Raw genomic sequence first — 23,983 nt, 5'->3', positions numbered from 1 at the left:
GCATGATTTATGGCGCCTGTTCCGGGTCCCTTTTGCCGGGCGGGACAGGGCGCCAACAAATCACGTTTTAGCCCCGGCCGACCCCCCACCCCGTCCCCGCCCCCGGCCCGGGACGGTTCCGGGCCCGTCGGCCTCCCCGGCCTACCTCAGTCCCCCGCCCCCGGCGGGGGTCGGTTCCGGGCCCGTTCGGTCTCCCGGGCCTACCTCAGTCTTCGCTCTCGGCGGGGGTCGGTTCCGGGCCCGTTCGGCCTTCCGGGCCTACCTCAGTCCTCACTTCCGGCCGGGGACGGTTCCGGTCCTACCTCATCCGCGCCGCCCAGGCCTGGTTGGCTTACCGGGGACTTGCGGCGCTGCTCCACCCTGGCCGGGCCATATCCACAGCCTCGCGGTACTGCTCCAGCCTGGCTGGGCCACATCCAGCCTCGCCGGCGTTTGAGGCGCGGGGTCTGGGGCGGAGCCCCAGGGGTTCCGGCTCCGCCGGGCATGTCCGGCCCGGGGCGGCTCTCGGCTCCGCCGGGTGGCTCCCGGCTCGGGGCGGTTTTCGGCGGTTCAGCCTCGCCGGCGTTTGAGGCGTGGGGGTTCGGGGGCGGAGCCCGCGGGGGTTGGGTTGAGCCGCGCCGGCGTTTGAGGCGGGAACGGTGGAAGGGTGGGTCGGGGACGGCCCCGCGCAGCGGCACACCCCCGGGCGGCGGAGGCGAGCGCAGGGCAACGGCCGGCCGGGGCGAGGGGGTGACCTGGGGCCGGGTCGGGAGGTTCGGCGGGGCACCCGAACGCCACACCCGCCGGGCGGCCCCCGCGCCCCACGTGTCACGGTGGCTCCAGCCCTCCCTGCTGCCGCCGAGACCGGAGCCAAAGCCATGGCCGACCTGCAGGATGAACCCCACACCGTGGGCATCGGTGCCCAGGACGTACCCGCCCCCACGATGGTGGCCGGCGCCCTGGACCGGGCAGCCACGCTGCTCGCCGTGCATCCCGTCGCGGACGGGTGCAACACGCTCGTCTGGACCCTGCGCCAGAGCCCGTACCACGACATCGACACCCCGGACACGGGCGTCGACACCGACATCCCGCGCCTGCGAGCCGGCGGCGTCGGCGCGCAGTTCTGGTCGCTGCTGACCCCGCACGAGGCGTCGGACCCGGACCAGGTGGTGTCCGACACCCTCGAACAGATCGACGTCGCGCTGGCCCTGATGCGCCGCTACCCCGACAGCCTGTGCCTCGCCCTCACCGCCGATGACATGGCCGATGCCCGCAACCGCGGCCGCATCGCCTCGTTCCTGGGCCCCGTGCCCGGCCGCACGCTGACCGGTTCGCTCGGCGCGCTGCGCGCCTTCCACGCCCTGGGCGTGCGGATCGTCGCGCCCGCGGGCGCCCCCTGGGCGGAGGAGGAGCTGACGGCCTTCGGCCACGAGGTGGTCCGCGAGACCAACCGGCTGGCGATGCTGCTGGATCTGACGGGCTGCCCGCCGCCGGCGGCCTGCCGGCTCGCGGCGGCCTCCAAGGCCCCGGTGGTGGTCTCGAACACGGGCGCGGCCGCCCTCAACCCGCATCCGGGGAACGTCACGGACGAGGTGCTGCTCGCGCTGCGGGCGGCGAACGGGCTGGCGATGGTCACCTTCGACGCGGCGCGCACGGGGGACTCCCTGCACGCGGTCGCGGACCACGTGGAACACGTACGCGCGCTGGCGGGCCCGGAGGGCGTCGGTCTCGGCGCGGCCTTCGGCTCGGACCGGGGTCATCCCCGGCCGGCCGGTCTGACGGATCCCTCGGGCTACCCGAGGCTGATCGCGGAACTACTGGAGCGGGGCTGGTCGGAGACCGATCTGGCCCTGCTGACCTGGGGCAACGCCCAGAGGGTGCTGCGCGGCGTGGAGTTCACGGCCCGCGCCGCACAGCACCGTAGGACCGTCTAGAGGGCGGACTTGGGCAGGACGGTCGCCTTCCACAGGCGCAGGCCGGACCACACCGTGGCGTACAGCAGGATGCCGTTGCGCGCGCACAGCAGGATGGTGCCGAGCGTGGTGTTCTCCAGGATGTCCGAGCCGTACCAGACCGGGAAGATCAGCGTGGTGAGCGCGTTGGCGACCACCAGCAGCCAGGCGATGGGGCGCTGGGTGGTGTGACGCGAGGTCAGGCAGACGGCCGCGAGGCCGAGCAGCCAGATCATGTACTGCGGGCTGATGACGCGGCTGGTGACGGTGAACACCATGATGGCGCAGAGCGCGGCGTCGAACGGGGTCGCGTTCGACCAGCGGTTGGCCTTGACGCGCCACAGCAGGAGCAGCAGGAAGCCGATCACGGTCAGGCCGAGGGAGGCCCGGGCGATGCTCGACACGTAGGGGCCGACGTACTCGAAGGCCCCGTACTGGAAGTTGATCTTGCCGGGCCACAGGTCGACGAGCCGGGCGGCCATCAGCGCGGAGCCGCCGAGGGACTCGACCTGGATGCCGCGGTCGCCCTGGTTGCCCAGGAAGCCGAGGGTGTCGCGGAACAGCGCCGCGAAGACGGCGAGCAGTGCGACGCAGGACAGGGCGGCCGCGATGAGGGCCTCGCGCGTGGACTTGCCGCGCGGGGTGCCGAGCAGGGCCAGCAGGGGCCAGACCTTGACCATGGCGCCGATGCCGGCGATGACGCCGCCGAGGCGCGGGCGGTAGCGCAGGCAGAGCAGCGAGGCGACGGCGAGCAGGGTGACCTGGACGTCGTAGCGGGCGAACGGGGTGGCCATCATCATGGGCAGGGTGACCAGCCACAGCGCGGCGCCGGCCATGCTGCCGTCGTTGCGCCGGGCGGCCCGCATGAGGCCGACGAGGATGACGGCGTCGCACAGCACGGTCAGGGCGACGAAGGCCTGGAAGTAGCTGAGGAAGGGCAGCAGGTCGGGCGAGAGGAAGATCGCCGCGGCTGCCGGCGGGTACTGCCACATGATGTCGTTCTGCGGCAGCGTCCACGTGACGAGGACGTTGTACCAGTTGTGGTAGGTCGCCGTGACCTCTACTCGGACGACGTTCGAGCTGAAGAAGTCGTTGACGAGCATCCAGAGCATCGCGGCGCGGGAGGCCAGCCAGAAGCCCGCGATGCCCAGAAGGGCGCCGCGTCCTCGCATGGCTGCTTCGAAGGATCCCCGCCGGTCACGCGTGGCGGGCGCCGCCGTCGCAGATGCGGTGGGGTTGGTCGGAGGGCTGCTGGTCGTGGTCATCGGCCCGAAGTCTACCCAGTCATTTATTCCACATCTTTGACTGAGGCCCATCAAAACTGGGTATCGGTATACGCCCTGGTCAGCCTCCGGCGCCCGCAAGTCCCTTACGCGTGCGGCCGTCCCATGGCCCGGTACGTCCAGCCGGCCGCGCGCCACAGGACGGGGTCGAGGGCGTTCCGGCCGTCGAGGACGAGGCGGTCGGTGACGACCTCGCCGAGCGCGGCGGGGTCGAGGTCGCGGAACTCGCGCCACTCGGTGAGGTGCAGGACGACCTCGGCGCCGCGGGCGGCCTCCAGCGCGGAGCCGGCGTAGCCGAGGGTGGGGAAGACGCGGCGGGCGTTGTCCATGCCCTTGGGGTCGTAGACGGTGACCTGGCCGCCCTGGAGGTGGATCTGGCCGGCGACGTTGAGGGCGGGGGAGTCGCGGACGTCGTCGGAGTCGGGCTTGAAGGTGGCGCCGAGGACGGCGACGCGCTTGCCGAGGAATGAGCCGCCGACCGCCTCGCGGGCCAGCTCGACCATGTGGCCGCGGCGGCGCATGTTGATGGAGTCGACCTCGCGCAGGAAGGTCAGGGCCTGGTCGGCGCCGAGTTCGCCGGCGCGGGCCATGAAGGCGCGGATGTCCTTGGGCAGGCAGCCGCCGCCGAAACCGATGCCGGCGCGCAGGTACTTCGCGCCGATGCGTTCGTCGTGGCCGATGGCCTCGGCGAGCTTGGCCACGTCGCCGCCCGCGGCCTCGCAGACCTCGGCCATGGCGTTGATGAAGGAGATCTTCGTGGCGAGGAAGGAGTTCGCGGCCGTCTTGACGAGTTCGGAGGTGGGGAAGTCGGTGACCACCAGCGGGGTGCCCTCGGACATGGGGGTCTCGTAGACCTCGCGCAGCAGCTTCTCGGCGCGCTCGCCCTGGACGCCGATGACGATCCGGTCGGGGTGCAGGGTGTCCTGGACGGCGTAGCCCTCGCGCAGGAACTCCGGGTTCCACGCCAGTTCGACCCCGTCGCCCGCCGGGGCCAGGGACTCCAGCTTCGCGGCGAGGCGTGCGGCGGAGCCGACGGGGACCGTGGACTTGCCGACGACGAGGACGGGCCGGGTCAGGTGCGGGGCCAGGGACTCCATCGCGGAATCGACGTACGACATGTCGCAGGCGTACTCGCCGTGCTTCTGCGGGGTGTTCACGCAGACGAAGTGGACGTCGCCGAATTCGCCCACTTCCTCCCAGGAAGTGGTGAAGCGCAGGCGCCCGCTGGAGCCGGGCAGTCCGGCGACGTGCGCGGCGAGGAGCTCTTCCAGTCCCGGTTCGTACATGGGGACCCGGCCGGCCGCGAGCATCTCGATCTTCTCGGGGACCACGTCCAGCCCCAGCACCTCGAAGCCGAGCTCGGCCATCGCCGCGGCGTGCGTCGCGCCGAGGTAGCCGGTGCCGATCACAGTGATCTTGAGGGGGGCCATGAGTGCTCCAGAGGTGCGGGGCCGTTTGCGGCCACCGAGCATAGTCGCGCCCCCGGCGGGGGACGCTCCCCGCTGTCACGCAGCTCACGTGCGCCGTACATATCGCTGCCGGGACGCCGGACACTAAGATTTGGGTTACTTAACGGTAGTTAGCATCACGCATCACGCGGTCCGCAGCACGCTCCTGCACCACGCATCGGCGTCACGCGGCCGCGTCACCTTGGGGAGTGAGAGATCTTGGCGGGTTCTGCCGACTTCGACCTGTACCGCCCGGCCGAGGAGCACGACATGCTCCGCGAGTCCGTCCGCTCGCTCGCCGAGGCGAAGATCCTTCCGTTCGCCGCCGCGGTCGACGAGGAGTCCCGCTTCCCGCAGGAGGCCCTCGACGCCCTGGTCGCCAGCGACCTGCACGCCGTCCACGTGCCGGAGACCTACGGCGGCGCCGGGGCCGACGCCCTCGCCACCGTGATCGTGATCGAGGAGGTGGCCCGCGTCTGCGCGTCCTCCTCCCTCATCCCGGCGGTGAACAAGCTCGGCTCCCTCCCCGTGATCCTCTCGGGTTCCGAGGAGCTCAAGGCCAAGTACCTCGGCCCGCTGGCCAAGGGCGACGCGATGTTCTCGTACGCGCTCTCCGAGCCCGACGCGGGCTCCGACGCCGCCGGCATGAAGACCCGCGCCGTGCGCGACGGGGACTTCTGGGTGCTCAACGGCGTCAAGCGCTGGATCACCAACGCGGGCGTCTCCGATTACTACACGGTCATGGCCGTCACCGACCCGGAGAAGCGCTCCAAGGGCATCAGCGCCTTCGTCGTGGAGAAGGGCGACGAGGGCGTCTCCTTCGGAGCGCCGGAGAAGAAGCTCGGCATCAAGGGCTCCCCGACGCGCGAGGTCTACCTCGACAACGTCCGGATCCCCGCCGACCGCATGATCGGCGCCGAGGGCACCGGATTCGCCACCGCGATGAAGACCCTTGATCACACCCGCATCACGATTGCGGCACAGGCTCTCGGCATCGCCCAGGGCGCCCTGGACTACGCCAAGGGGTACGTCCAGGAGCGCAAGCAGTTCGGCAAGCCCATCGGTGACTTCCAGGGCGTGCAGTTCATGCTCGCGGACATGGCGATGAAGATCGAGGCGGCCCGTCAGCTGACCTACGCGGCGGCCGCCAAGTCCGAACGCGTCGACGCTGACCTCACCTTCTTCGGTGCGGCGGCCAAGTGCTTCGCGTCCGACGTGGCCATGGAGGTCACCACCGACGCCGTCCAGCTGCTCGGCGGTTACGGCTACACGCGCGACTACCCGGTGGAGCGCATGATGCGCGACGCCAAGATCACGCAGATCTACGAGGGCACGAACCAGGTCCAGCGCATCGTCATGGCGCGCAACCTTCCGTAACAAGAACGTGGCCGGAGGCGGCCCCGGCGCAGCCGCCTCCGGCCTTCGCATGTCCCCGGATGGGCTAAATTTGAACCTTCGTACGCCCGAACCGGTTGGGGAGAAAACAATGACGGAAGCGATCCTGCTGGTTGGCGGGCAGGGGACGCGACTGCGCCCCGTGACGGTGAACACTCCCAAGCCGATGGTTCCGGCAGCGGGTGTCCCCTTCCTCGCCCACCAGATAGCCAGGGCCGCCGCCGCCGGTGTCACACACATCGTGATGGCCACCTGCTACCTCGCCGAGGTCTTCGAGCCCTACTTCGGCGACGGTTCCGACTTCGGCATCACCCTCGAATACGTCGTCGAGGACGAGCCCCTTGGCACCGGCGGTGCCATCCGCAACGCCGCCCAGCGCCTGACCGGTGGCCCGGATTCCCCCGTACTCGTCTTCAACGGCGACATCCTGACGGGCCTCGACATCGCGGGCCTGGTCGACTCCCACCAGGCGGCCGACGCCGATGTCTCCCTGCACCTCGTGCGGGTCGACGACCCGCGCGCGTTCGGCCTGGTCCCCACCGACTCCGAGGGGCGGGTGCTGGCCTTCACCGAGAAGCCGCAGACCCCCGAGGAAATCATCACCGATCAGATCAACGCCGGCTGCTACGTGTTCCGCCGCAGCGTGATCGACTCCATTCCGGCCGGCCGATCGGTATCCGTCGAGCGCGAGACCTTCCCGGGTCTGCTCGCCTCCGGTGCCAAGCTGCACGGCGTGACCGAGGACACGTACTGGCTGGACCTCGGCAAGCCCGAGTCCTTCGTCCAGGCCTCCGCCGACCTCGTCCGCGGCATCGTGGCCTCTCCGGCCGTCCCCGGCCCGCGCGGTGAGGCGCTCGTGCTCCCCGGTGCCCATGTGGCCGACGGAGCCAAGCTGTCGGGCGGTACGGTGGTGGGTGCCGGCGCCCGGATCGAATCGGGCGCGGTCGTCCAGGGCTCGATCGTGCTGGACGGTGCGACCCTCGGCCCGGACACGGTGGTGAACGCCAGTCTCATCGGCGCCGGAGCTTCGGTGGGTTCGCGCACGGTGGTGAACGGCGCGGTCATCGGTGACGGTGCCGTAGTAGGGGCCGACAACGAACTTCGCGCAGGGGTGCGGGTGTGGTGCGAGGCTGAACTGCCCGCCGCCGCCGTCCGCTTCTCCTCTGACCGGTGACCAACTTCAGTGAGGCACAACCTGTGATAGGCGAGCAGCAGACTCCCCGCGCGACCGACGTCGCAACCACGAAGCTCCCGGACACCTGGGCACACACCCCGCTCACCGTGGTCATGCCCACGTACAACGAGGCAGGCAACCTGCCGGGCATGGTCGAGCTGCTCATGGGACTCGACCAGCCGGGCCTGCGCCTGCTGGTCGTCGACGACTCGTCGCCCGACGGCACCGGCAAGATCGCCGACGAACTCGCGGAGGGCTTCCTCACCGAGGACGGCAAGCCGCGCATGTCGGTCCTGCACCGCACCGCGAAGGACGGCCTCGGCCGCGCCTACGCCGCCGGCATGGCCAAGGCCGTCGAGGACGGTGCCGAGTACGTCCTCCAGATGGACGCGGACGGCTCCCACCCGGCCGGCAAGATCGCCGAGATGCTGGGCGTCGCCCGCTCCACCGGCGCCGGTCTCGTCGTCGGCTCCCGCTACGTCCCGGGCGGCACCCTGTCCGACGCCTGGGGCGCGCACCGCAAGCTGCTCTCCCGCTGGGCCAACGCGTACGCGAGCACCATCCTCGGCACCCGCGTCCGCGACATCACCGGCGGCTTCAACCTGTGGAGCGCGGACGCGCTCAAGGCGATCGACCTGGCGTCGATCGGCAGCGCGGGCTACAGCTTCCAGGTCGAGATGAAGTTCAAGGCGCTGCGCCGCGGCTTCCAGGTCATGGAGGTGCCGATCCACTTCGAGGACCGCACCGTCGGCGAGTCCAAGATGAACCTCGCGGTTCAGCTGGAGTCCATCGCCATGCCGTGGAAGCTCCGCGCCCGCGCCGGCAAGTAACGCGCACGGCGGGCCCGTACGACGGCCCGCACGACGAAAGGGGCACCCCCTCGGGGGTGCCCCTTTTCGTCCGTCATGTCCCGTGCGCGGACCTACGCCGTCGTGCGGGTCCCCGGCCGGCGCTCCAGGAAACGCTTCAGACGGCCCGCCAGCGGCCGTTCCACGAACCGGTGGATCAGCCAGGAGGCCAGCAGCATCACGGCCGTCGCCGCGCCCAGCAGCGTCCACGGCTCGACGTCGCGGTTCCACTTCTGCAGCAGGGTGATGCCGATCTGCTGGTGCAGCAGGTACAGCGGGTAGGACATGGCTCCGGCGACCGACAGCCAGCGCCAGTTGATCCGGTCCAGCCCGCCCAGGGCCACGGCGCCCATGACCACGTAGCACAGGGTCACCAGGAGCAGGCACATCTCCCAGGACAGCCGGTCGCCCTTCACCGTGTTCCACCCGACGATGTCGTTCAGCCAGCGCTGCATCAGCAGCCAGGAGAGGCCGAGCAGCACCCACGGCTCCCCGGCGCGCGCCCCCTCGCGGCGGATCAGGTAGAAGCAGATGCCGGAGATGAACAGCGGGGAGTAGACCGGGTTCGCCAGGACGTCCAGCAGCGGCAGCCCGGATCCCGGCGCCAGCAGCGAGGCGACGGTCCAGATCCAGCAGAAGTTGAGGACCTTGCGGTAGGTCAGGCCGGTCCAGGCGACCACCGCGAAGATCAGGTAGAAGCGGAGCTCGGACCACAGCGTCCAGTACGACATGTCCAGCGGCTGGCTGTGCAGCGGGAACTGGAACATCGTCAGGTTCGTCAGGATCTGGCTCAGCCCGGGCCCGGCGCCGCCGAAGGGCTTGCCCACGGCCAGCAGCACGCCCATCGTGACGAGCACGCAGAACCAGTACCCGGGCCCCAGCCGGATCACCCGGCTGCGCAGGTAGCTGCCGAGGGGGCGCCCCCAGGCCGACATGCAGATGACGAAGCCACTGATCATGAAGAACAGCTCGACGCCGATCCAGCCGTAACGGCCGGCCATCGTCAGCCATCCGAAGGCGTCGCGCCCCCACACCGCCTCGCGGGTGTAGTGGTGCAGCAGCACCACCACGGCCGCGACGATCCGCAGCCCGTCCAGGACGCGCAGCCGCGGCCGGGCCGCGGGTGCGGGACCTGGGAGGGACTGCGCGGGCAGGGTGGGCAGTTTGCGGGGTGGGTCGCCGTCCTCCCGCCGGTCACCGAGGACATGCGGGGACGGATACAGGGACATGAACGCTCCACGGGCAGGACGGACGCGTGCCCGAACCAATAGACGGCCGCGGCCCGGAACGGCTCACGGCACGGATCCGGGCGATCCCCCCCCCGGCGTTGGGCCGCCTCAGTCTTACGAGAAAACCCTCGGACTGTCCACAGTGCCCGGTCGAGATCACGTCATGCCCCGTCCCGGTCACTGGCCCCGGACGGTGACCTTTTCGTCCTTCTGGATCTCCTTGACCAGCTGCTGGACCTTCGCCTTGTCCCAGACGAGGTTGCCGCCGCGCTGACCGGAGATCGGCATGTTCATCGACACGCCGTCACCTCCGGTGATGCCCTTCATCGCGAAGAACATCTGCCCCATGTCGTAGAGCGACATGTCCTTGTCCACGATCAGGGTGTCGAGGCCGGCGCCCATCACCGGGTACAGCGTGAAGGGGTTGACGATCGTGCCCGGCGTCGCCGCCTGGCTCGCGAGGGCCGCCAGGAACTTCTGCTGGTTCTTCGTCCGCTGGAGGTCCGACTCGGCGAAGGCGTACCGGGTGCGCACGTAGGCCAGCGACTGCTCGCCGTTGAGGGTCTGCGTACCCGCCTTGAAGTCGGCGCCCGACTTCTCGTCCTTGAAGGCCTGCTCGATGTTCAGTTCGACGCCGCCCAGCGCGTCCACGATGTTCGCGAAGCCGGCGAAACCGATCTCGGCGTAGTGGTCGATGCGCAGGCCCGTGTTGAACTCCACGGTGCGCACCAGCAGCTCCGGGCCGTCCTCCGCGTACGCCGCGTTGAGCTTGACCCGGCGGCCCTGGGCGGGGAACTTCTTCCCGGACTGCGAGCCGACGAAGGACGGGATCTCCACGTCCGAGTCGCGCGGCAGGGAGATCATCGTGTTCCCGCTGGAGCACTTCGCCAGGATCATCATCGAGTCGGTCCGCTTGCCCTCGGCGGAGCCGGTGTGGAGCTTCTGCTTCTCCTCGGCGGACATCCCCTCGCGGCTGTCGGAGCCGACGATCAGGTACGTCGTGCAGTCGCCCTCCTTGGGACGCTCGACGACCTTGGCGAGGTCGACCTCGCGGCGCACCTTCGAGTCGGCCCAGAAGTAGGTGGCGACCGAGGTCACCAGCAGCGCGGAGACCAGGACGATCGAGCCGACCTTGATGCGCTTGCGCCAGTCGACGACCACCCGTACGGGAACGGGCCCGCCGCCGTCCGGACCGCCCGGCGGCCGCTGCCCCGGCCGCCCCGGGCCACCGGGACCCGACGGGGAGCCGTAGACCTGGCCGGTGTTGTAGCCGCTGTCGTAGCCGCCGGGACCGCCCGGGCCCCGCGTCTGCTGCGGCGGCACCCCGTACGCGGGCGCGCCCGCCGGGGGCGACTGCGGCGGGACCGGCGGCCGGGCCGGGCGCTGCGGCGGCTGCGGCTGCCGCTGGACGTGGCGCATCCGCTGCGCGCCTTCCGGCTGCGCCTGCCCGCTGCCGCGTCCGTACCCGTCATCGCGGCGGCCGCGTTCGTCGCGCTCGCCGCTCCACCCGTCCCAGTCACTCATGCGGACAAGAATGCCTGCCCCGGCGTGTCGCACGACACCCCGGTGGGGGGTTCGTACCGGTGCTGTTGCACACCTGATGCTTCCGGTACCGACTTAAGGTGTCTGCATGACAGACATACCGGCCGAACCGCAGGGCAAGCCCGTCTCGGCCTCCCGCACCACCCTCAGCCACATCATGACCGCGAGTGACACGAACCTCCTCGGCACCGTGCACGGCGGTGTGATCATGAAGCTGGTGGACGACGCGGCCGGCGCCGTGGCCGGACGGCACTCCGGGGGCCCGGCCGTCACCGCCTCCATGGACGAGATGGCCTTCCTCGCCCCGGTCCGGGTCGGCGACCTGGTCCACGTCCGGGCACAGTGCAACTGGACCGGCCGCTCCTCGATGGAGATCGGCGTACGGGTCCTGGCCGAGCGGTGGAACGAATCCACCCCCGCCACCCAGGTCGGCAGCGCCTACCTCGTCTTCACGGCCGTGGACTCCGACGGCAAGCCGCGCCAGGTCCCGCCCGTCATCCCGGAGACCGAGCAGGACGAGCGCCGCAACCAGGAGGCGCAGATCCGCCGCACCCACCGGCTCGCCCGGCGCCGCGCGATCACCGAGCTGCGCGAGCGCCGCGCCGCCGAGGGCCTCGACGACTGACCCGCTCACACACCCGTCCTACGGGCCCCCCGTAGACTGGTCCGCCGACGTCAGGCTCCGAGCGGGGCGACGGCCCGCCCCCTCGACCGGCTCTGCCGCGGAGTGTCCCGATGCCGACTGCCACCCAGCCGCCCCTGGCCCAGGCTCCCGCCGCCGCGCCCGGCCGAGAGCGCCGGACGGTGTGCCCCGACTGGCTGTGGGCGGCGCTGCTGACCCTCGCGGTCGCCTCCTTCCGCATCGGCACCCCGCAGCTGTGGCGCGACGAGCTCGCCAGCTGGAACGCCGCCTCCCGCGGTACGGGCGAGCTGGTGGGGATGCTGGGCAACGTGGACGCCGTCTCCGGCCTCTACTACCTGCTGCTGCACGGCTGGATCTCCGTCTTCGGGGACTCCGCCGCGATGCTGCGGCTGCCGTCGGCGCTGGCGATGGCCGGGGTCGCCGCGTTCGTGGTGCTGATCGCCCGCCGGCTCTTCGACCGCCGCGCGGCCGTCTTCGCCGGGCTGCTGTTCGCCCTGGTCCCGGCCGTCACCCGGTACGGCACCGAGGCCCGCTCGTACGCCTTCGCCGTGCTCGCCGTGACCGCCGCGACCTGGCTGCTGCTGCGGGCCCTGGAGCGGCCGTCCCTCCGGCGCTGGGCCCCGTACGCCGTCCTGGTCGCGCTGTCGGGGCTGCTGCACATGGTGGCCCTGCTGGTGCTGCTGCCGCACGCGCTGATCGTGGCCCTGCGCTGGTGGCGGGACCGGCGCGGGCGGACCGTGCTCTCCTTCGCCGTCGCGACGGCCGCCGGACTGCTGCCGGTGGTCCCGCTCGTACTGCTGGGACAGCGGCAGGTCGGCCGGCAGATCAGCTGGATCAAGACCCCGCGGCTGCGGGACGTCGCCGGGCTCTGGGACAACCTCTTCGCCTCCCCGCTCGTCGCCCTCGGCATCGCCGCCGTCGCCCTGCTGCCCCTCGCCTGGAGCCGGGGCCGGCGGCCCGCCGTGGAACTGCTGCTGCTGGGGGCGGCGCCGATCGCGGCCGCGTACGTGGTCTCCCAGGGCAGCACCTCGTACTTCATCGACCGCTACCTGCTCTTCACCCTGCCCGCCTGGGCGGTGCTGGCCGCCGCCGGGCTGGCCGCCCTGCGGCCGCGCGCCGCCGGGGCCGCCGGGCTGGCCGCGCTGATCCTCCTCGGGCTCCCCGACCAGCGCCAGCTCCGTACCGAGCGGGCCAAGGAGGGCTCCGACGGCCGGGCCGCGGCACGGGTCATCGCCGACGGCTACCGGCCCGGCGACGGCATCGTCCCGCTGCGCGGTCCCGACGAGCGCGTGTACATGCTCGACTTCCAGATCGGCTACTACCTCCCCGACCGCGTCCGGCTCCGCGACGTGTTCACCCAGCGTTCGGCGGTGGCGGGCGACGACCTGTTCCCCGTCGAGTGCGCCGCGCCCGAGAAGTGCCTGGGGGACACCCGCAGGATCTGGGTCGTCACCCGCGACACCGGCGTGGACGACCCGTACAACCGGCTGCCCGCCGCGCAGGTCCGGGCGCTGAAGGCGCACTACGACGTGGCGAAGACCACGAACGTCCGCGGCCTGCACGTCTCCCTCCTGGAACGCAGGAAGTAGCCGGCGTCCCCGCTACTTCCCGCACACCACCTGGTCGCCGGTGACCACGCCGAACGCGCCCTGGTACGGATCCTCCGCCCGCACCCGCACGACCTTCTTGTAGTCCGCTCCGGCGATCACCAGCACCGTGCGGCCCTGGCGCGGCACCGCGCGCAGCTCGCTGCCGGGCAGCGCCGTCGCCACCGTGCGCGCCGAGCGGTCCCACCGCGGGTCGTACGCGATCACCGTGCGCCGGACGTCCCGGCTGGCGCCGTTGCCCGGGGCCCGGGTGGTGTCGAAGCCGGTGGCGCGCAGGGCCGAGTCCACCCGGCCGCCGAGCCCGTCGATCCGCGTCCCGTTCTCCACCTGGACCTTGATCTGGCCCGGCGGCACGTCGACCGGCACCGCGGCCGGCCGGCCGGTACCCCCGGTGCGGGCGGGGGCCAGCGGCCGGTCCCGGCGCAGCGAGTCGAAGAGCTTCGCGGCCTTCGCCTCGTCCCACTTCACCGTCGACCCGATGCCCTTGACCGGGTACGAGGGGTTCCCCACCGGCACCGAGGCGAACTCGGACGAGGAGGGGGTGAAGTCCCGCATGGCCTGCCCCAGGGCGAGCATCTGCTCCGAGCCGAAGTCCTTGTCGGCCCGGACCGAGCCGAGCAGCGTGGAGCTGACCTCCTTGAACTTCACCGGGTTCAGCAGCACCCCGCCCCCGGTGGCCTGTTTGATCAGCGCGGCGACGAACCGCTGCTGGCGCTGCATCCGGCCGAGGTCGGAGGCCCCGTCGACGTGGCGGGAACGCACGTACTGCAGGGCCTGCCCGCCGGTCAGCCGGTGCGTGCCGGGCAGCAGGTCGAGGCCGGTGTAGGGGTCGCGCATCGTCTTGGCGGTGCAGATCTCGACGCCGCCCATGGCGTCGACGGTCTTCATGAAGCTGGTGAAGTCGACCTCCAGGTAGTGGTCGATCTTCACGCGGGTCATGTTCTCGACGGTGCGCACGGTCAGGTTCGGCCCGCCCTCGGCGTAGGCGGCGTTCAGCTTCACCGGGTGGGCCTTGTGCGGTTTGCCGGTCACCAGGTCGTGGTGGGCGGGGACCTCGGCGTAGCTGTCCCGCGGCAGGCTGATGACGCTGGCCCGCTCCTTGTCGGCGGACAGGTGCACCAGCATGATCGTGTCGGTGCAGCGGCAGGGCGCGCCGCCGAGCCGGTACTCGCGCTTCTCCTCCGGGGTGACCCGGTCCCGGCCGTCGGTGCCGACGAGCAGGAAGTTCAGTCCGTGCCCGGCCTGGGGGCGGTTCTTCATGTCCTTGAAGGGGTCCACCCGCTGGATCCCGGTGTCCAGACCGGTCATCACGGCGTGCCCGACGGCCCCGGACCCGAGCACCAGCACCGACAGTCCGGCCGCGATCCGTACCCCCCACCGCGGCTTGTCGCCCCGGCGCCGGGCCTGGGGACCGCCCCGCCGCGCACGCTGCGGCTGGGGCGGCCTGGCGGGTCGGGTGGGACGGTGCGGCTGGGGCACGAGGGACACCTCCGCGGGGGGACAGCAGGGCAACGGTCGGCTGATTCTCCGGATTCGTCAGAACAGTAGGCCCATACGATCAGCCTCTGTCCGTACCGCTCGTCCGGCGCGCACCCGTTTCCCCCGTACGCGGTAACGTGACACCGATACCCGACCTTGAAGGACCACATGCCCGCGCAGCAGCCCGCAGTCTCGGTGATCATGCCGGTGCTCAACGAGGAGCGCCATCTGCGTGACTCCGTCCGCCACATCCTCGGACAGGAGTACGCAGGCGAGCTGGAGGTGGTGATCGCGCTCGGGCCGTCCACGGACCGCACCGACGAGATCGCCGCCGAGCTCGTACGCGAGAACGCCTCGAACGAACGAGCACGCGTGCACACCGTGCCGAACCCGACCGGCCGCACGCCCGCCGCCCTGAACGCCGCGATCAAGGCCTCGCGCCACCCGATCGTCGTCCGCGTCGACGGCCACGGCATGCTCTCCCCGAACTACATCGCCACCGCCGTCCGGCTCCTGGAGGAGACCGGCGCGCAGAACGTCGGCGGCATCATGCACGCCGAGGGCGAGAACGCCTGGGAGGAAGCCGTCGCCGCCGCGATGACCTCGAAGATCGGCGTCGGCAACGCGGCCTTCCACACGGGCGGACAGGCCGGCCCGGCCGAGACCGTCTACCTCGGCGTCTTCCGCCGCGAGGCCCTCGAACAGCAGGGCGGCTACAACGAGGAGTTCATCCGCGCCCAGGACTGGGAGCTGAACTTCCGCATCCGCGAGGCCGGCGGGCTCATCTGGTTCTCGCCCGAGCTGAAGGTCCAGTACCGCCCCCGCCCGTCCGTACGGGCGCTGGCCAAGCAGTACAAGGACTACGGCCGCTGGCGGCACGTGGTGGCCCGCTACCACGCCGGCTCGATCAACCTGCGCTACCTGGCCCCGCCGACCGCCGTCTGCGCGATCGCGGCCGGCCTGGTGGCGGGCGCGACGCTCACCCCGTGGGCGTTCGCGGTCCCGGCCGGCTACCTCGCGGCGATCACCGCCGGTTCCGTACCCGCCGGCAAGGGACTGGGGCTCAAGGCGCGGGCGCAGATCCCCGTGGCGCTGGCCACCATGCACATGTGCTGGGGCTTCGGCTTCCTGACCAGCCCGCGCTCGCTCGCGGCCAAGGTCATCGCCAGCCGCCGCCCGTCGGTGCGACGGGACTCCACGGAGGTCTGAGCGGTACGCGGAAGGGGTGACCCGGTCCCTCGCGGGACGGGGTCACCCCTTCGCGTCGCGCACCGCCGGACCTACCAGCGGTACGGCTTGTACACCTCCATGCAGGCCCCGCTGTCCGAGCCGTTGAGGGCGTCGGCCGTGTCCGGTACCGAACCGGCCTCGGGCGGCGCCTGCTGCGGGTAGACGGCGCCCTCGCGCCAGTCGGCGCCCACGATCAGCGTGAGCCGGGAGACCTGCGCCGACTGCTGCACCGCGCTCGCCGGGATCCCCATCGCGGCCGCGACGCTCTGCGCCTCGTCGGCGAGGTCCGCGGTCGGGTAGCGCACGACGGTGGTCTTCTCCGGGGTGAGCGCGCTGTCCGCCCGGGCCGCGGTGAACCCCTTCGTGACCAGGGCCTCGGCGATCGCGCTCGCCCGCTTCGGCGCCAGCGGCAGGCCGGCCGCGGTGCCGTTGACCACGTGCACGGCGATCTTGTCGTTGGCGGTGACCGGGGGCTTGGAGGACTCCTGGCCGGGCGCGGACGGCTGCGCGGAGCTCGCGGCGGGCTGGGGTGCGCTCGCGGCGGGCTGCGGGGAACCGGCCGACGGCTGCGGGCCGGCGCTCGCGGAGGCCTCGGGCGCCTGCGGGGCGCCGTTCTTGTCGAAGGCGACGTCCTTGCGGAGCATCGTCCACATCTTCTCGGCGTCCGTCGTGTTCACCACGAGCCGGTTCCCGTCCCGCGGGTCGGGGAAGGTCGGCATCGTCGTCATCGTGATGCGGTTGGTCGGGACGTGCTTGAGCTCCATGGCCAGGTTGAAGAGCTTCTTGACCGAGCCGATCTCCTCGGAGACCTCCAGCGCCTTCGTGCCCGCCTCGGCCAGGGCCGTGATCCGGCCGACGTCGGTGAAGGCGTTCTGGCCCTTGAGCTCGCGCATCATCGAGTTCATGTACATGTGCTGGGCCTGTGCCCGGCCCAGGTCGCTGCTGAAGGCGTGGCGGGTGCGCAGCCACTGGAGGGCCTGCTCGCCCTTGACCTTGGTGGTGCCGGCGGGCAGCTTGAGGCCGGAGCCGCCGGGGGAGGTGGGCAGGGGACGGTCCCAGACGTTGTCCTTGACGCAGACCGGGACCCCGCCTATCGCGTCGGCCATCTGCACCACACCACTGAAGTCGATCATCATCCAGTGGTCGATGTAGACGTTGGTCAGCTTCTCCCAGGTGGCCAGGGTGCAGCCGGGACCCCCGCGCCCGAGGGTCTCGTTGATCATCGCGTTGGTCTTCTTGAACTTCTCGCCGGTCTTCGGGTCCGTGCACTCGGGTATCTCGACCCGGGTGTCGCGCGGGATGCTCACCACGGAGGCGTTCTCCCGGTCGGCCGACACGTGGAGCAGCATCTGCACGTCCGCGAGCGGAGGCGCTCCGACGCTGTCGTGACTGCCGCCGAGCTCCAGGTTCTCCGGCTTGTTCCGGCTGTCCGAGCCCAGCAGCAGGATGTTCAGCGGCCGCTGGCCCTTGGCGTTGGCGCGGGACTTCTCCACGCTGCTGTCGCCGCTCAGGCGCTGGCCGCTGCGGATGTTGCCGTCGAGGTGCCGGTAGTAGAGGTACCCGGCCGCCGAGGTCCCCAGGATCAGGAACGCCGTCACGGACGCCACCCAGAACAGGGTCCGGCGCTTGCGCCGCCGGACCGGGAGCCCGCCGCCCGCGGGCCCGGAGCCGGTGGAACCCTTCCTCTGCGGGGGCACCGTGCCGGCCGCCCCCGCACCGCCGGCTATGCCGCCGGCATCCTGGTCGGGCGCCCCCTCCCCCCGCATGCTGCTGTGCCTCACGTGTACCCCCCTCAAGATCACTACGGTCGGTGTGGTGCCGGTCCTACCGGCTACCGCCCGCCAGTTTCGGCGGTCTTTCTGTGAACGGCGCCTCTAAGCGCCGTCCGTGGGCCCGCACCCCGGCCCGCACCCCGGCCCGCACCCCGGCCCGCACCCCGGCGCGCACCGCGGCGCCGCCCGGGCCCGGCGCGGAGCCCGGACCGGTCGGTCGGCCGGTCACCGCGCGCAGACCGCCTTGTCCGCCTCGGTGCGCTGGAGCCCTTCCGGAGCCTGCTGCGGAGCCGCCGCGGGCGCCCCCAGCGGGGTCCCGGGCTCCTTGAAGTCGGCGCCCAGCGTCAGCTTCATCGGGGCCTTCGGGGCGGCGTCCGCCGTACCGACCTTCAGGGCGGTGGCGGGCAGCCCCATCATGTCCGCCAGCGCCCGTGCCTGGTCCGCCTGGTTGGGGGCGTACTCCAGCTGGGTGCTGCCGAGCTTCACGGCGGCGTTGCCGTGGTTGCTCGCCCGGTAGACGCCCTTGCTCTGCTGGAGCCAGGACAGGGTGGTGGAGGCGGATCCGGAGGGGCCGCCGCCGTTGTAGACCTCCACCCGGACGTCACCGGCCGGTGCGCGGTTGCCCTGGAGCAGCGCGTCCTGCTTGTTCTTCGCGTCCGTGTCGGCCGCCGCCTTGGCGGCGTCCTTCTGCTTCTCCACCTCGGTGAGCGAGACGTCCCCCCGGATCATCTCCAGCAGCGGATCCGCCTGGGCGTGGTTGACGACGACGGTCGCCTTCCGGTTGGGGGGTTCGTTCGGGTTGTCGAGCACCGGGAGCGTCGTGAAGGTGACGTTCTTGAGGTCTATGGCCTTCAACTCACCGGCCAGGTCGGTGAGCTTGCCGATGGATCCGAGGCCCTGGTCCACGGTCAGCGACTTGGTGGCCGCCTCAGCGAGCGAGAAGAACTTCTTCGGACTGGTCAGCGTTTCCTTGGACTTCATCTCGCGCATCATCGAACCCAGGAACTGCTGCTGGGTCTTGATCCGGTCGAGGTCGCTCTCCAGACCGAACGCGTGCCGGGTCCGTACGAAGGCCAGCGCGTCCTCGCCGGCCAGCCGGTGCTCGCCCGCCTTCAGGTCCAGCTTGGAGGCCTTGTCCTTGACGTCCTTCTCCACGCACACCGGCACCCCGCCGACCGCCGTGCTCAGCGCCTTCACCGCGTTGAAGTCGACCATCATGAAGTTGTCGACCGGGACGCCCGTGAGCTCCTCGACCGTACGCATCACACAGCCCGGGTCCCGCCCCTCCTGGCCCAGGCTGTTGTTGAAGCGGGTGCCCTTGGTGCCGGGGATCTCCTTCACCGCGCCGTTCGTCTTCGTCGGGCAGGCGGGGATGTCGGTGATCAGGTCGCGCGGGATGGACAGGGCGGTGGCGTTGGAGCGGTCCTTCGACACGTGGAAGAGGATCGTGGTGTCGGCGTGACCGACGCTCTCCGCGTCCCCGTAGCCCTCGTTGCCCTTGCCGCTGCGCTTGTCCGTGCCGATGACCAGGATGTTGATCGGCTGGTCCTTCTTGAAGCTGCCCGCCTTGCGCCCCGTGTCGATGACGTTCAGGTTGCCGTTCAGGTGCTCGTAGTACAGGTACGCGCCCAACGAGCCGCCGACCAGCAGGAACGCCAGGGTCCCGCCGGTGACCGCCAGGCGCTTGCGGCGCCGCTCCGAGGCGCCGCCGCCCTTGCGGGAACGCCCTCCGCGCCGTCCGCCGGGCGGGCCCTCGCCCCGGCGCGGCTTCGGGACCGCGGGGGAGGCGGTTCCCGGTGCGGCCGGCGCGGCCGTGCCTCTGCGGGATCTGCGGGGGGCCGTGACGGTGGGCTGCTGCGCAGGGGAATGGCCCAGTCGCAGTTCGTAGTTGCCAGTGCGGGGATTGAGGACCCACTGGTCTGCGGGGTCGATTTCGTCCGCCCGCCCACGGCTTTGCGCATCCACGGTTGCTCGAATCCTCCGTCGGTGCTTCGCGACGCGCCTCCCCCCAGGCACGCGGTCAACGATCCGGCTGCTGGTGCACGGCCTCTTGGCCGGCCGGTGCACCGGATCGCTCACCTTATCCGGCCAGGTCAGCTGCAAACCATGCCGGTGACAAAACCCACTCCCCTTATAACGGGCCAAAACCCCCAACCGGCTCGGTTGGCCACCGGCTTTTTGGATTGCTTTACCGGCAATCGGCCGGACCCGCCGTCGTTCCCGTGAACGTGGGGACGGGTGTGGGGGCGGCGCCGGTTCCGGTTTTGCCGTCCGGGTCGCGCGTCCTTTCGTCCTCCGCCCGCGCTTGCGCCGATTCCCGTAGGAACCCGGTGCTTTCACGGTCCGACCCGGGCTCGGGCGGGGTGACCTTCAGCGGCCGGTCCATGCGCAACTGCTCGAACAGCCGGGAGGCGTCCGGCTCGACCAGTTCGTCCCGGTTGGGATTCGAGGGGTACGGGCGGCGCGGTACGGTCAGGAACTTGACCTGCTCGGTCGGTATGTCCCTTACGCCCCGTACGAGTTCGTACAGACCGCGCAAGGAGGCGAGCCCCGGGTCCGTGGTCACCGAGGACGTCGCCGCGTCCAGCAGCGGGTAGAGCCGGCCCGGGTTCAGCAGGACCCCGTTGCTCTGCACCTTCTTCACGAGCGAACCGAGGAACTGCTGCTGGCGCTCCATCCGTTGGGTGTCGCTGCCGTTGCCCAGGCTCTGCCGGGCGCGCACGAAGCCGAGTGCCTGCTCGCCCCGGAGCAGATGGCGTCCGGCCGCGAGCCGCAGCCGCGCCTCCGCGTCGTCCACCGGCTCCTTGAGGCACACCTCCACCCCGCCGACGGCGTCGACCATCTTCTTGAACCCGCCGAAGTCCACCACCATGTGGTGATCGATCCGGATCCCGGTGAGCTTCTCCACCGTACGGATCGTGCAGGCGGTCCCGCCCCATTCGAAGGCCCAGTTGAACTGGGCGAACCGCTCGCCGGTGCGGGTGCCGTCCGGCTTCAGGCAGCTCGGTATGTCCGTCAGCAGGTCGCGCGGTATCGACACCGCCGTCGCGCTCTTCCGGCCCGCCGCCAGGTGCAGCAGGATCGTCGTGTCCGAGCGCTGGGTGCCCCGGTCCTGCCCGTAGCCGGAGTTCCGCTCGCCCGCGCGGGAGTCCGAGCCGATCAGCAGGACGTTCTGCGCGCCGGTCGCGAAGTGGGAGGGCCGCTCCCGCTCGTAGCGCTCCAGCTCGGCGGCGGCCGAGGTGTCCGAGGTGATGTTCCCGTCGAGCTTCACGTACAGCCACCAGCCCACCGCGGCCCCGGTCAGCACCAGCAGGGCCAGGCCGAGACCGATCCAGCGCAGCAGCCGGCGCCTGCGGTCGGCCGGCAGGCCGGGACGGCCCCCGGGCGCCCCGGCGCCGTCCGGTATGTCCGCGCTGTCCGTCACTCGCGTTCCGTCCCCTCGGGCGCCGTGGCACGACGAGCCGTACGGATGAGCACGGCCTGGAGCCGATCCTGCCCCCGGGCGACGGGAGCGGCCCGGGGGCGGGGTCCGTAAAGGGCCGTACGGGTGACAAATCGTGTGAAGTCACCCGTACGCGACCGGGGCGGCGGCGGACCGGGCGGCCCGGGTGACGGGCCTGGGTGACGGCCCCGGCGGGACGTGACCGGGGCGACGTGGCCGGCGGGACGGGCCCCGGGTGGCGGGGCCCGCGGACGGTCAGACGGTGCGGGTGACCCGCTCGCTCTCCACCCGCTGCGCCAGACCCGCCTGGGACAGCGCGTCCAGGTGCCGGCAGAGCACCACGGAGCCGCCGGTGGCCAGCGCCCCGAAGAGCCCCGCGGACAGCCCCTCCCAGGTGTCGTAGCCGAGCCCCGACAGCACCCGGGACCCCTCCCCGAGACCCAGCCCGGCCGCGTCCTCACGGGCCCGGCCGACGACCTCCGCGTACGTGAACTCCTCGCCGCCGACCACGAGGCCCGGCCCGTCCGCGTCCACGGGGGCGAACGGCGCGAACCGGTCACCCTGCCCCGGCACCTCCACCGCGTAGTCCGCGAACCCGGCCGGCGGCTGCGGGAACCGCCCGCCCAGCGGACGCAGCGCGAGCGCGACCCGCTCGCCCGTGCAGGCGCGGGCCTCGTCCAGGGTGTCCGGACCGCTCACCACCAGGTCCGCGCCGGCCGGATCCCCGCCCACCTCGGCCACCACCCCGACCGAGGCGCAGGCGAGCAGCCACACGGCGCTCTGCCAGTGCGCCGGGAGCAGCAGCGCGAGCCGGTCGCCCGGCTCGGCGGCCAGGTCGCCCTGGAGCAGGTTGGCGGTCTTGGCCACCCAATTGGCGAAGGTGGCGACGGACAATTCCACGCGCTCGCCCGTGGCGTCGTCGTAGAAGGTGACGAGCGGGCGGCCCGGATCCGCGGCCAGGGCGGATCGCAGCAGGTCGGCAGGGGTGCGGTCGGTTGCGTTCACCCGGCCCAGCGTACGCGGGCCCGTCCCCCGTACGGAGGGCAACGGCTCGGCCGTCCAGGGGAGGCGGCCGCCCCGGGCATCGGACGGATCGTCAGTTCTGCGATGGCGCTTCGTGGTGACTGTGCCCAGCATCGCTTCCATGCGTGGATTCCTTGCTTCCTCGATCGGCGTCGCGACGGCTGCCGCACTGGTCCTGCCGCTCGCCCTCACCACTCCGGCCCTGGCCGCTCAGTCCGGCACGGTCGCCCCCGAGACCCCCGCCGGGTCCACCCAGTCGCTGCCGCTCGTCCCCCTGGGGGCCCCGGCCGGCCGGATCCCCGGTGTGCCCGGCATGAGCGCCTCGCCCGGCCTGCCCGAAGCACGGGGCCTGGCCGCGCGCGAGGTCAAGACGTTCTCGCTGGTCGGCGTCGTCTGGGACGACGCGAGTACCCAGCTCCACGGCCGGGTCCAGGTCCGCACCCGCTCCACGGAGACGGCCACCTGGTCCGGCTGGCAGGACGTGGAGACCCACAACAGCGAACACGCCGCCGACCCCGACGCGGCGGAACGCGGTACCGGACGCGTCCGCGGCAGCACCGCCCCCCTGTGGGTCGGCGCGTCCGACGCCGTCGAGGTCCGGGTCCAGGCCGAGGCCGGCGAGACCGGCACCCGGGCCGCGTCCCGGCTGCCGTCCGGCATGCGCATCGAACTCGTCGATCCCGGAGCGGACCAGCCGCCCGCGGGGACCGACGGCAAGAACGGCACCGCCGACGGGGTCCCTCCGGGGGACGACAAGGGCGAGCTGGGCGCCCTGCCCGGCATGACCATGGAGATGACGGAGGCCTCCTCCGCGAACCTCCCGATGGCCCCGCTCGGAGCCCACGAGATCGTCGCCCTCGACAAGGCCGACTCCACCGCCGACGCGGTCCTCGCCGGGCAGGGCGCCGCGGGGAAGGCCGCCCCGTACATCGGCCCGCGCCCGCGCATCGTCACCCGCAAGGGCTGGGGGGCCGACGAGAGCCTGCGCGAGAAGGCGTTCGTCTACACGAACACCGTCAAGGCCGCCTTCGTCCACCACAGCGCCTCGGGCAACAACTACGCCTGCAAGGACGCCCCGGCGGTGCTGCGCAGCCTGTACCGCTACCACGTCATCAGCAGCGGCTGGCGCGACATCGGCTACAACTTCGCCGTCGACAAGTGCGGCACCGTCTACGAGGGGCGGGCGGGCGGAGTCGCCAAGGCCGTCCTCGGGGCGCACACCATGGGCTTCAACACCGACAGCATGGGCATCGCGGTGATCGGCTCCTACTCGACGACGGCCCCGCCGGCTCCGGCGGTGAACGCGGTCGCGCAGCTCACGGCGTGGAAGCTCGGCCTGTTCGGGGTGGACCCGCGGGCGAAGGCCACCCTGAAGTCGGGCGGCGGGAACCTGTACAAGAAGGGCAGCAGCGTGAAGCTCAACGTCATCTCGGGCCACCGGGACGGCTTCGCGACGGAATGCCCCGGCCGCCTCCTCTACGGCCAGCTCCCCCCGACCCGCACGACGTCGGCACACCTCCAGGGCCGCCCCTGACCTGGCCGGCCGGGGGTTGACGGGACCCCTGCCCTGGCCGGGCGGGGGTTGACGGGACTCCGGCCCTGGCCGATCGGGGTACGTGGGCCCTTGCCCTGGCCGGGCGGGGTGCGATGGGGCTGCCGCCCCGGGCCCGGTTGGGTGGGGCGGGGCTGCAGCCCCGGCTCGGCCCGGGCCGTTCCCGTGGCGGTGGCTGCGGGTGGGCCGGGGTCGGGGCCGGGGTGGGGGGTCGTCCGGGGCGGGCATGATTTATGGCGCCTGTTCCGACCTTGGTCTGCTGGTCGGGGCAGGGCGCCAACAAATCACGTTTGAGCCCCGGCCGACCCCCCACCCCGTCCCCGCCCCCGGCCGCTCCAGCCTCGCCGGCGTGTGAGGCGCGGGGTCTGGGGCGGAGCCAGATCGG

Annotated in this window: 17 protein-coding genes; 8 read left to right on the top strand and 9 right to left on the bottom strand. The window is 71.8% G+C overall.

The annotated features are described in order from the left end of the window. The first annotated feature begins 857 nt into the window (after positions 1-857). Positions 858-1,913 (top strand): membrane dipeptidase, encoded by a 1,056-nt coding sequence (locus ABZZ17_RS29085; RefSeq protein ID WP_356880224.1) that lies wholly within the window; start codon positions 858-860, stop codon positions 1,911-1,913. Here the strand turns inward: ABZZ17_RS29085 and ABZZ17_RS29080 are convergent. Both ABZZ17_RS29080 and ABZZ17_RS29075 read right to left on the bottom strand, forming a co-directional pair. Further along, on the bottom strand, positions 1,910-3,196 hold the full coding sequence (locus ABZZ17_RS29080; RefSeq protein ID WP_356880222.1) for a glycosyltransferase family 87 protein: 1,287 nt from the start codon (positions 3,194-3,196) through the stop codon (positions 1,910-1,912). The genes ABZZ17_RS29085 and ABZZ17_RS29080 overlap by 4 nt on opposite strands. A 104-nt stretch (positions 3,197-3,300) precedes the next feature. Beyond that, on the bottom strand, positions 3,301-4,644 hold the full coding sequence (locus ABZZ17_RS29075; RefSeq protein ID WP_356880220.1) for a UDP-glucose/GDP-mannose dehydrogenase family protein: 1,344 nt from the start codon (positions 4,642-4,644) through the stop codon (positions 3,301-3,303). Positions 4,645-4,881: 237 nt separating this feature from the next. Between ABZZ17_RS29075 and ABZZ17_RS29070 the strand changes: the two genes are divergently transcribed. From ABZZ17_RS29070 to ABZZ17_RS29060, 3 genes are all read left to right on the top strand, one after another. Next, positions 4,882-6,039 carry an acyl-CoA dehydrogenase family protein gene (locus ABZZ17_RS29070; RefSeq protein ID WP_356880218.1) on the top strand — a complete coding sequence of 386 codons (1,158 nt, stop codon included), beginning with the start codon at positions 4,882-4,884 and terminating at the stop codon, positions 6,037-6,039. A 109-nt stretch (positions 6,040-6,148) separates the two neighbouring features. Continuing rightward, positions 6,149-7,231 carry an NDP-sugar synthase gene (locus tag ABZZ17_RS29065; protein WP_356880216.1) on the top strand — a complete coding sequence of 361 codons (1,083 nt, stop codon included), beginning with the start codon at positions 6,149-6,151 and terminating at the stop codon, positions 7,229-7,231. A 113-nt stretch (positions 7,232-7,344) separates the two neighbouring features. Further along, entirely contained in the window at positions 7,345-8,061 is a 717-nt protein-coding gene (locus ABZZ17_RS29060; protein ID WP_266841684.1) for a polyprenol monophosphomannose synthase, read from the top strand. Positions 8,062-8,153: 92 nt separating this feature from the next. Here ABZZ17_RS29060 and ABZZ17_RS29055 read toward each other — a convergent pair whose 3' ends face one another. Then, entirely contained in the window at positions 8,154-9,308 is a 1,155-nt protein-coding gene (locus ABZZ17_RS29055) for an acyltransferase (protein WP_356880214.1), read from the bottom strand. Between the two features lie 177 nt (positions 9,309-9,485). After that, complete coding sequence (locus ABZZ17_RS29050; protein WP_356880212.1) at positions 9,486-10,832, bottom strand: LCP family protein; 1,347 nt, start codon at positions 10,830-10,832, stop codon at positions 9,486-9,488. A 106-nt stretch (positions 10,833-10,938) separates the two neighbouring features. Between ABZZ17_RS29050 and ABZZ17_RS29045 the strand changes: the two genes are divergently transcribed. Continuing rightward, positions 10,939-11,475: an acyl-CoA thioesterase gene (locus ABZZ17_RS29045; RefSeq protein WP_356880210.1), complete on the top strand. Its 537-nt coding sequence runs from the start codon at positions 10,939-10,941 to the stop codon at positions 11,473-11,475. Positions 11,476-11,585: 110 nt separating this feature from the next. Further along, positions 11,586-13,082, top strand: coding sequence for a glycosyltransferase family 39 protein (locus ABZZ17_RS29040; RefSeq protein WP_356880208.1), 1,497 nt, complete (start codon positions 11,586-11,588; stop codon positions 13,080-13,082). 12 nt (positions 13,083-13,094) lie between these two features. Here ABZZ17_RS29040 and ABZZ17_RS29035 read toward each other — a convergent pair whose 3' ends face one another. Further along, positions 13,095-14,588 (bottom strand): LCP family protein, encoded by a 1,494-nt coding sequence (locus tag ABZZ17_RS29035; protein WP_356880206.1) that lies wholly within the window; start codon positions 14,586-14,588, stop codon positions 13,095-13,097. Positions 14,589-14,747: 159 nt separating this feature from the next. On the opposite strand from ABZZ17_RS29035, the gene ABZZ17_RS29030 reads away from it, so the two are divergent. After that, on the top strand, positions 14,748-15,788 hold the full coding sequence (locus tag ABZZ17_RS29030; protein WP_356880204.1) for a glycosyltransferase family 2 protein: 1,041 nt from the start codon (positions 14,748-14,750) through the stop codon (positions 15,786-15,788). Between the two features lie 71 nt (positions 15,789-15,859). Here the strand turns inward: ABZZ17_RS29030 and ABZZ17_RS29025 are convergent, their stop codons facing one another. From ABZZ17_RS29025 to ABZZ17_RS29010, 4 genes are all read right to left on the bottom strand, one after another. Continuing rightward, the gene (locus ABZZ17_RS29025) at positions 15,860-17,590 is read right to left on the bottom strand and encodes an LCP family protein (protein ID WP_356880202.1); all 1,731 of its coding nucleotides are present in this window, start codon (positions 17,588-17,590) and stop codon (positions 15,860-15,862) included. Between the two features lie 216 nt (positions 17,591-17,806). Then, positions 17,807-19,546 (bottom strand): LCP family protein, encoded by a 1,740-nt coding sequence (locus tag ABZZ17_RS29020; protein ID WP_356880200.1) that lies wholly within the window; start codon positions 19,544-19,546, stop codon positions 17,807-17,809. Positions 19,547-19,769: 223 nt separating this feature from the next. Further along, positions 19,770-21,005: an LCP family protein gene (locus tag ABZZ17_RS29015; protein WP_356880198.1), complete on the bottom strand. Its 1,236-nt coding sequence runs from the start codon at positions 21,003-21,005 to the stop codon at positions 19,770-19,772. Positions 21,006-21,278: 273 nt separating this feature from the next. Beyond that, complete coding sequence (locus ABZZ17_RS29010; protein WP_356880196.1) at positions 21,279-22,028, bottom strand: TIGR03089 family protein; 750 nt, start codon at positions 22,026-22,028, stop codon at positions 21,279-21,281. Between the two features lie 139 nt (positions 22,029-22,167). Here ABZZ17_RS29010 and ABZZ17_RS29005 point away from each other — a divergent pair, with 139 nt between their 5' ends. Further along, positions 22,168-23,580 carry a peptidoglycan recognition protein gene (locus ABZZ17_RS29005; RefSeq protein WP_356880194.1) on the top strand — a complete coding sequence of 471 codons (1,413 nt, stop codon included), beginning with the start codon at positions 22,168-22,170 and terminating at the stop codon, positions 23,578-23,580. The last annotated feature ends 403 nt before the right edge of the window (positions 23,581-23,983 follow it).

Origin of the sequence: Streptomyces sp. NPDC006512, assembly GCF_040611935.1 — a bacterium.
Taxonomy (GTDB): domain Bacteria; phylum Actinomycetota; class Actinomycetes; order Streptomycetales; family Streptomycetaceae; genus Streptomyces.
The sequence above is the reverse complement of the archived record's forward strand: the minus strand, read 5'-3'. Positions and strand labels throughout refer to the sequence as shown.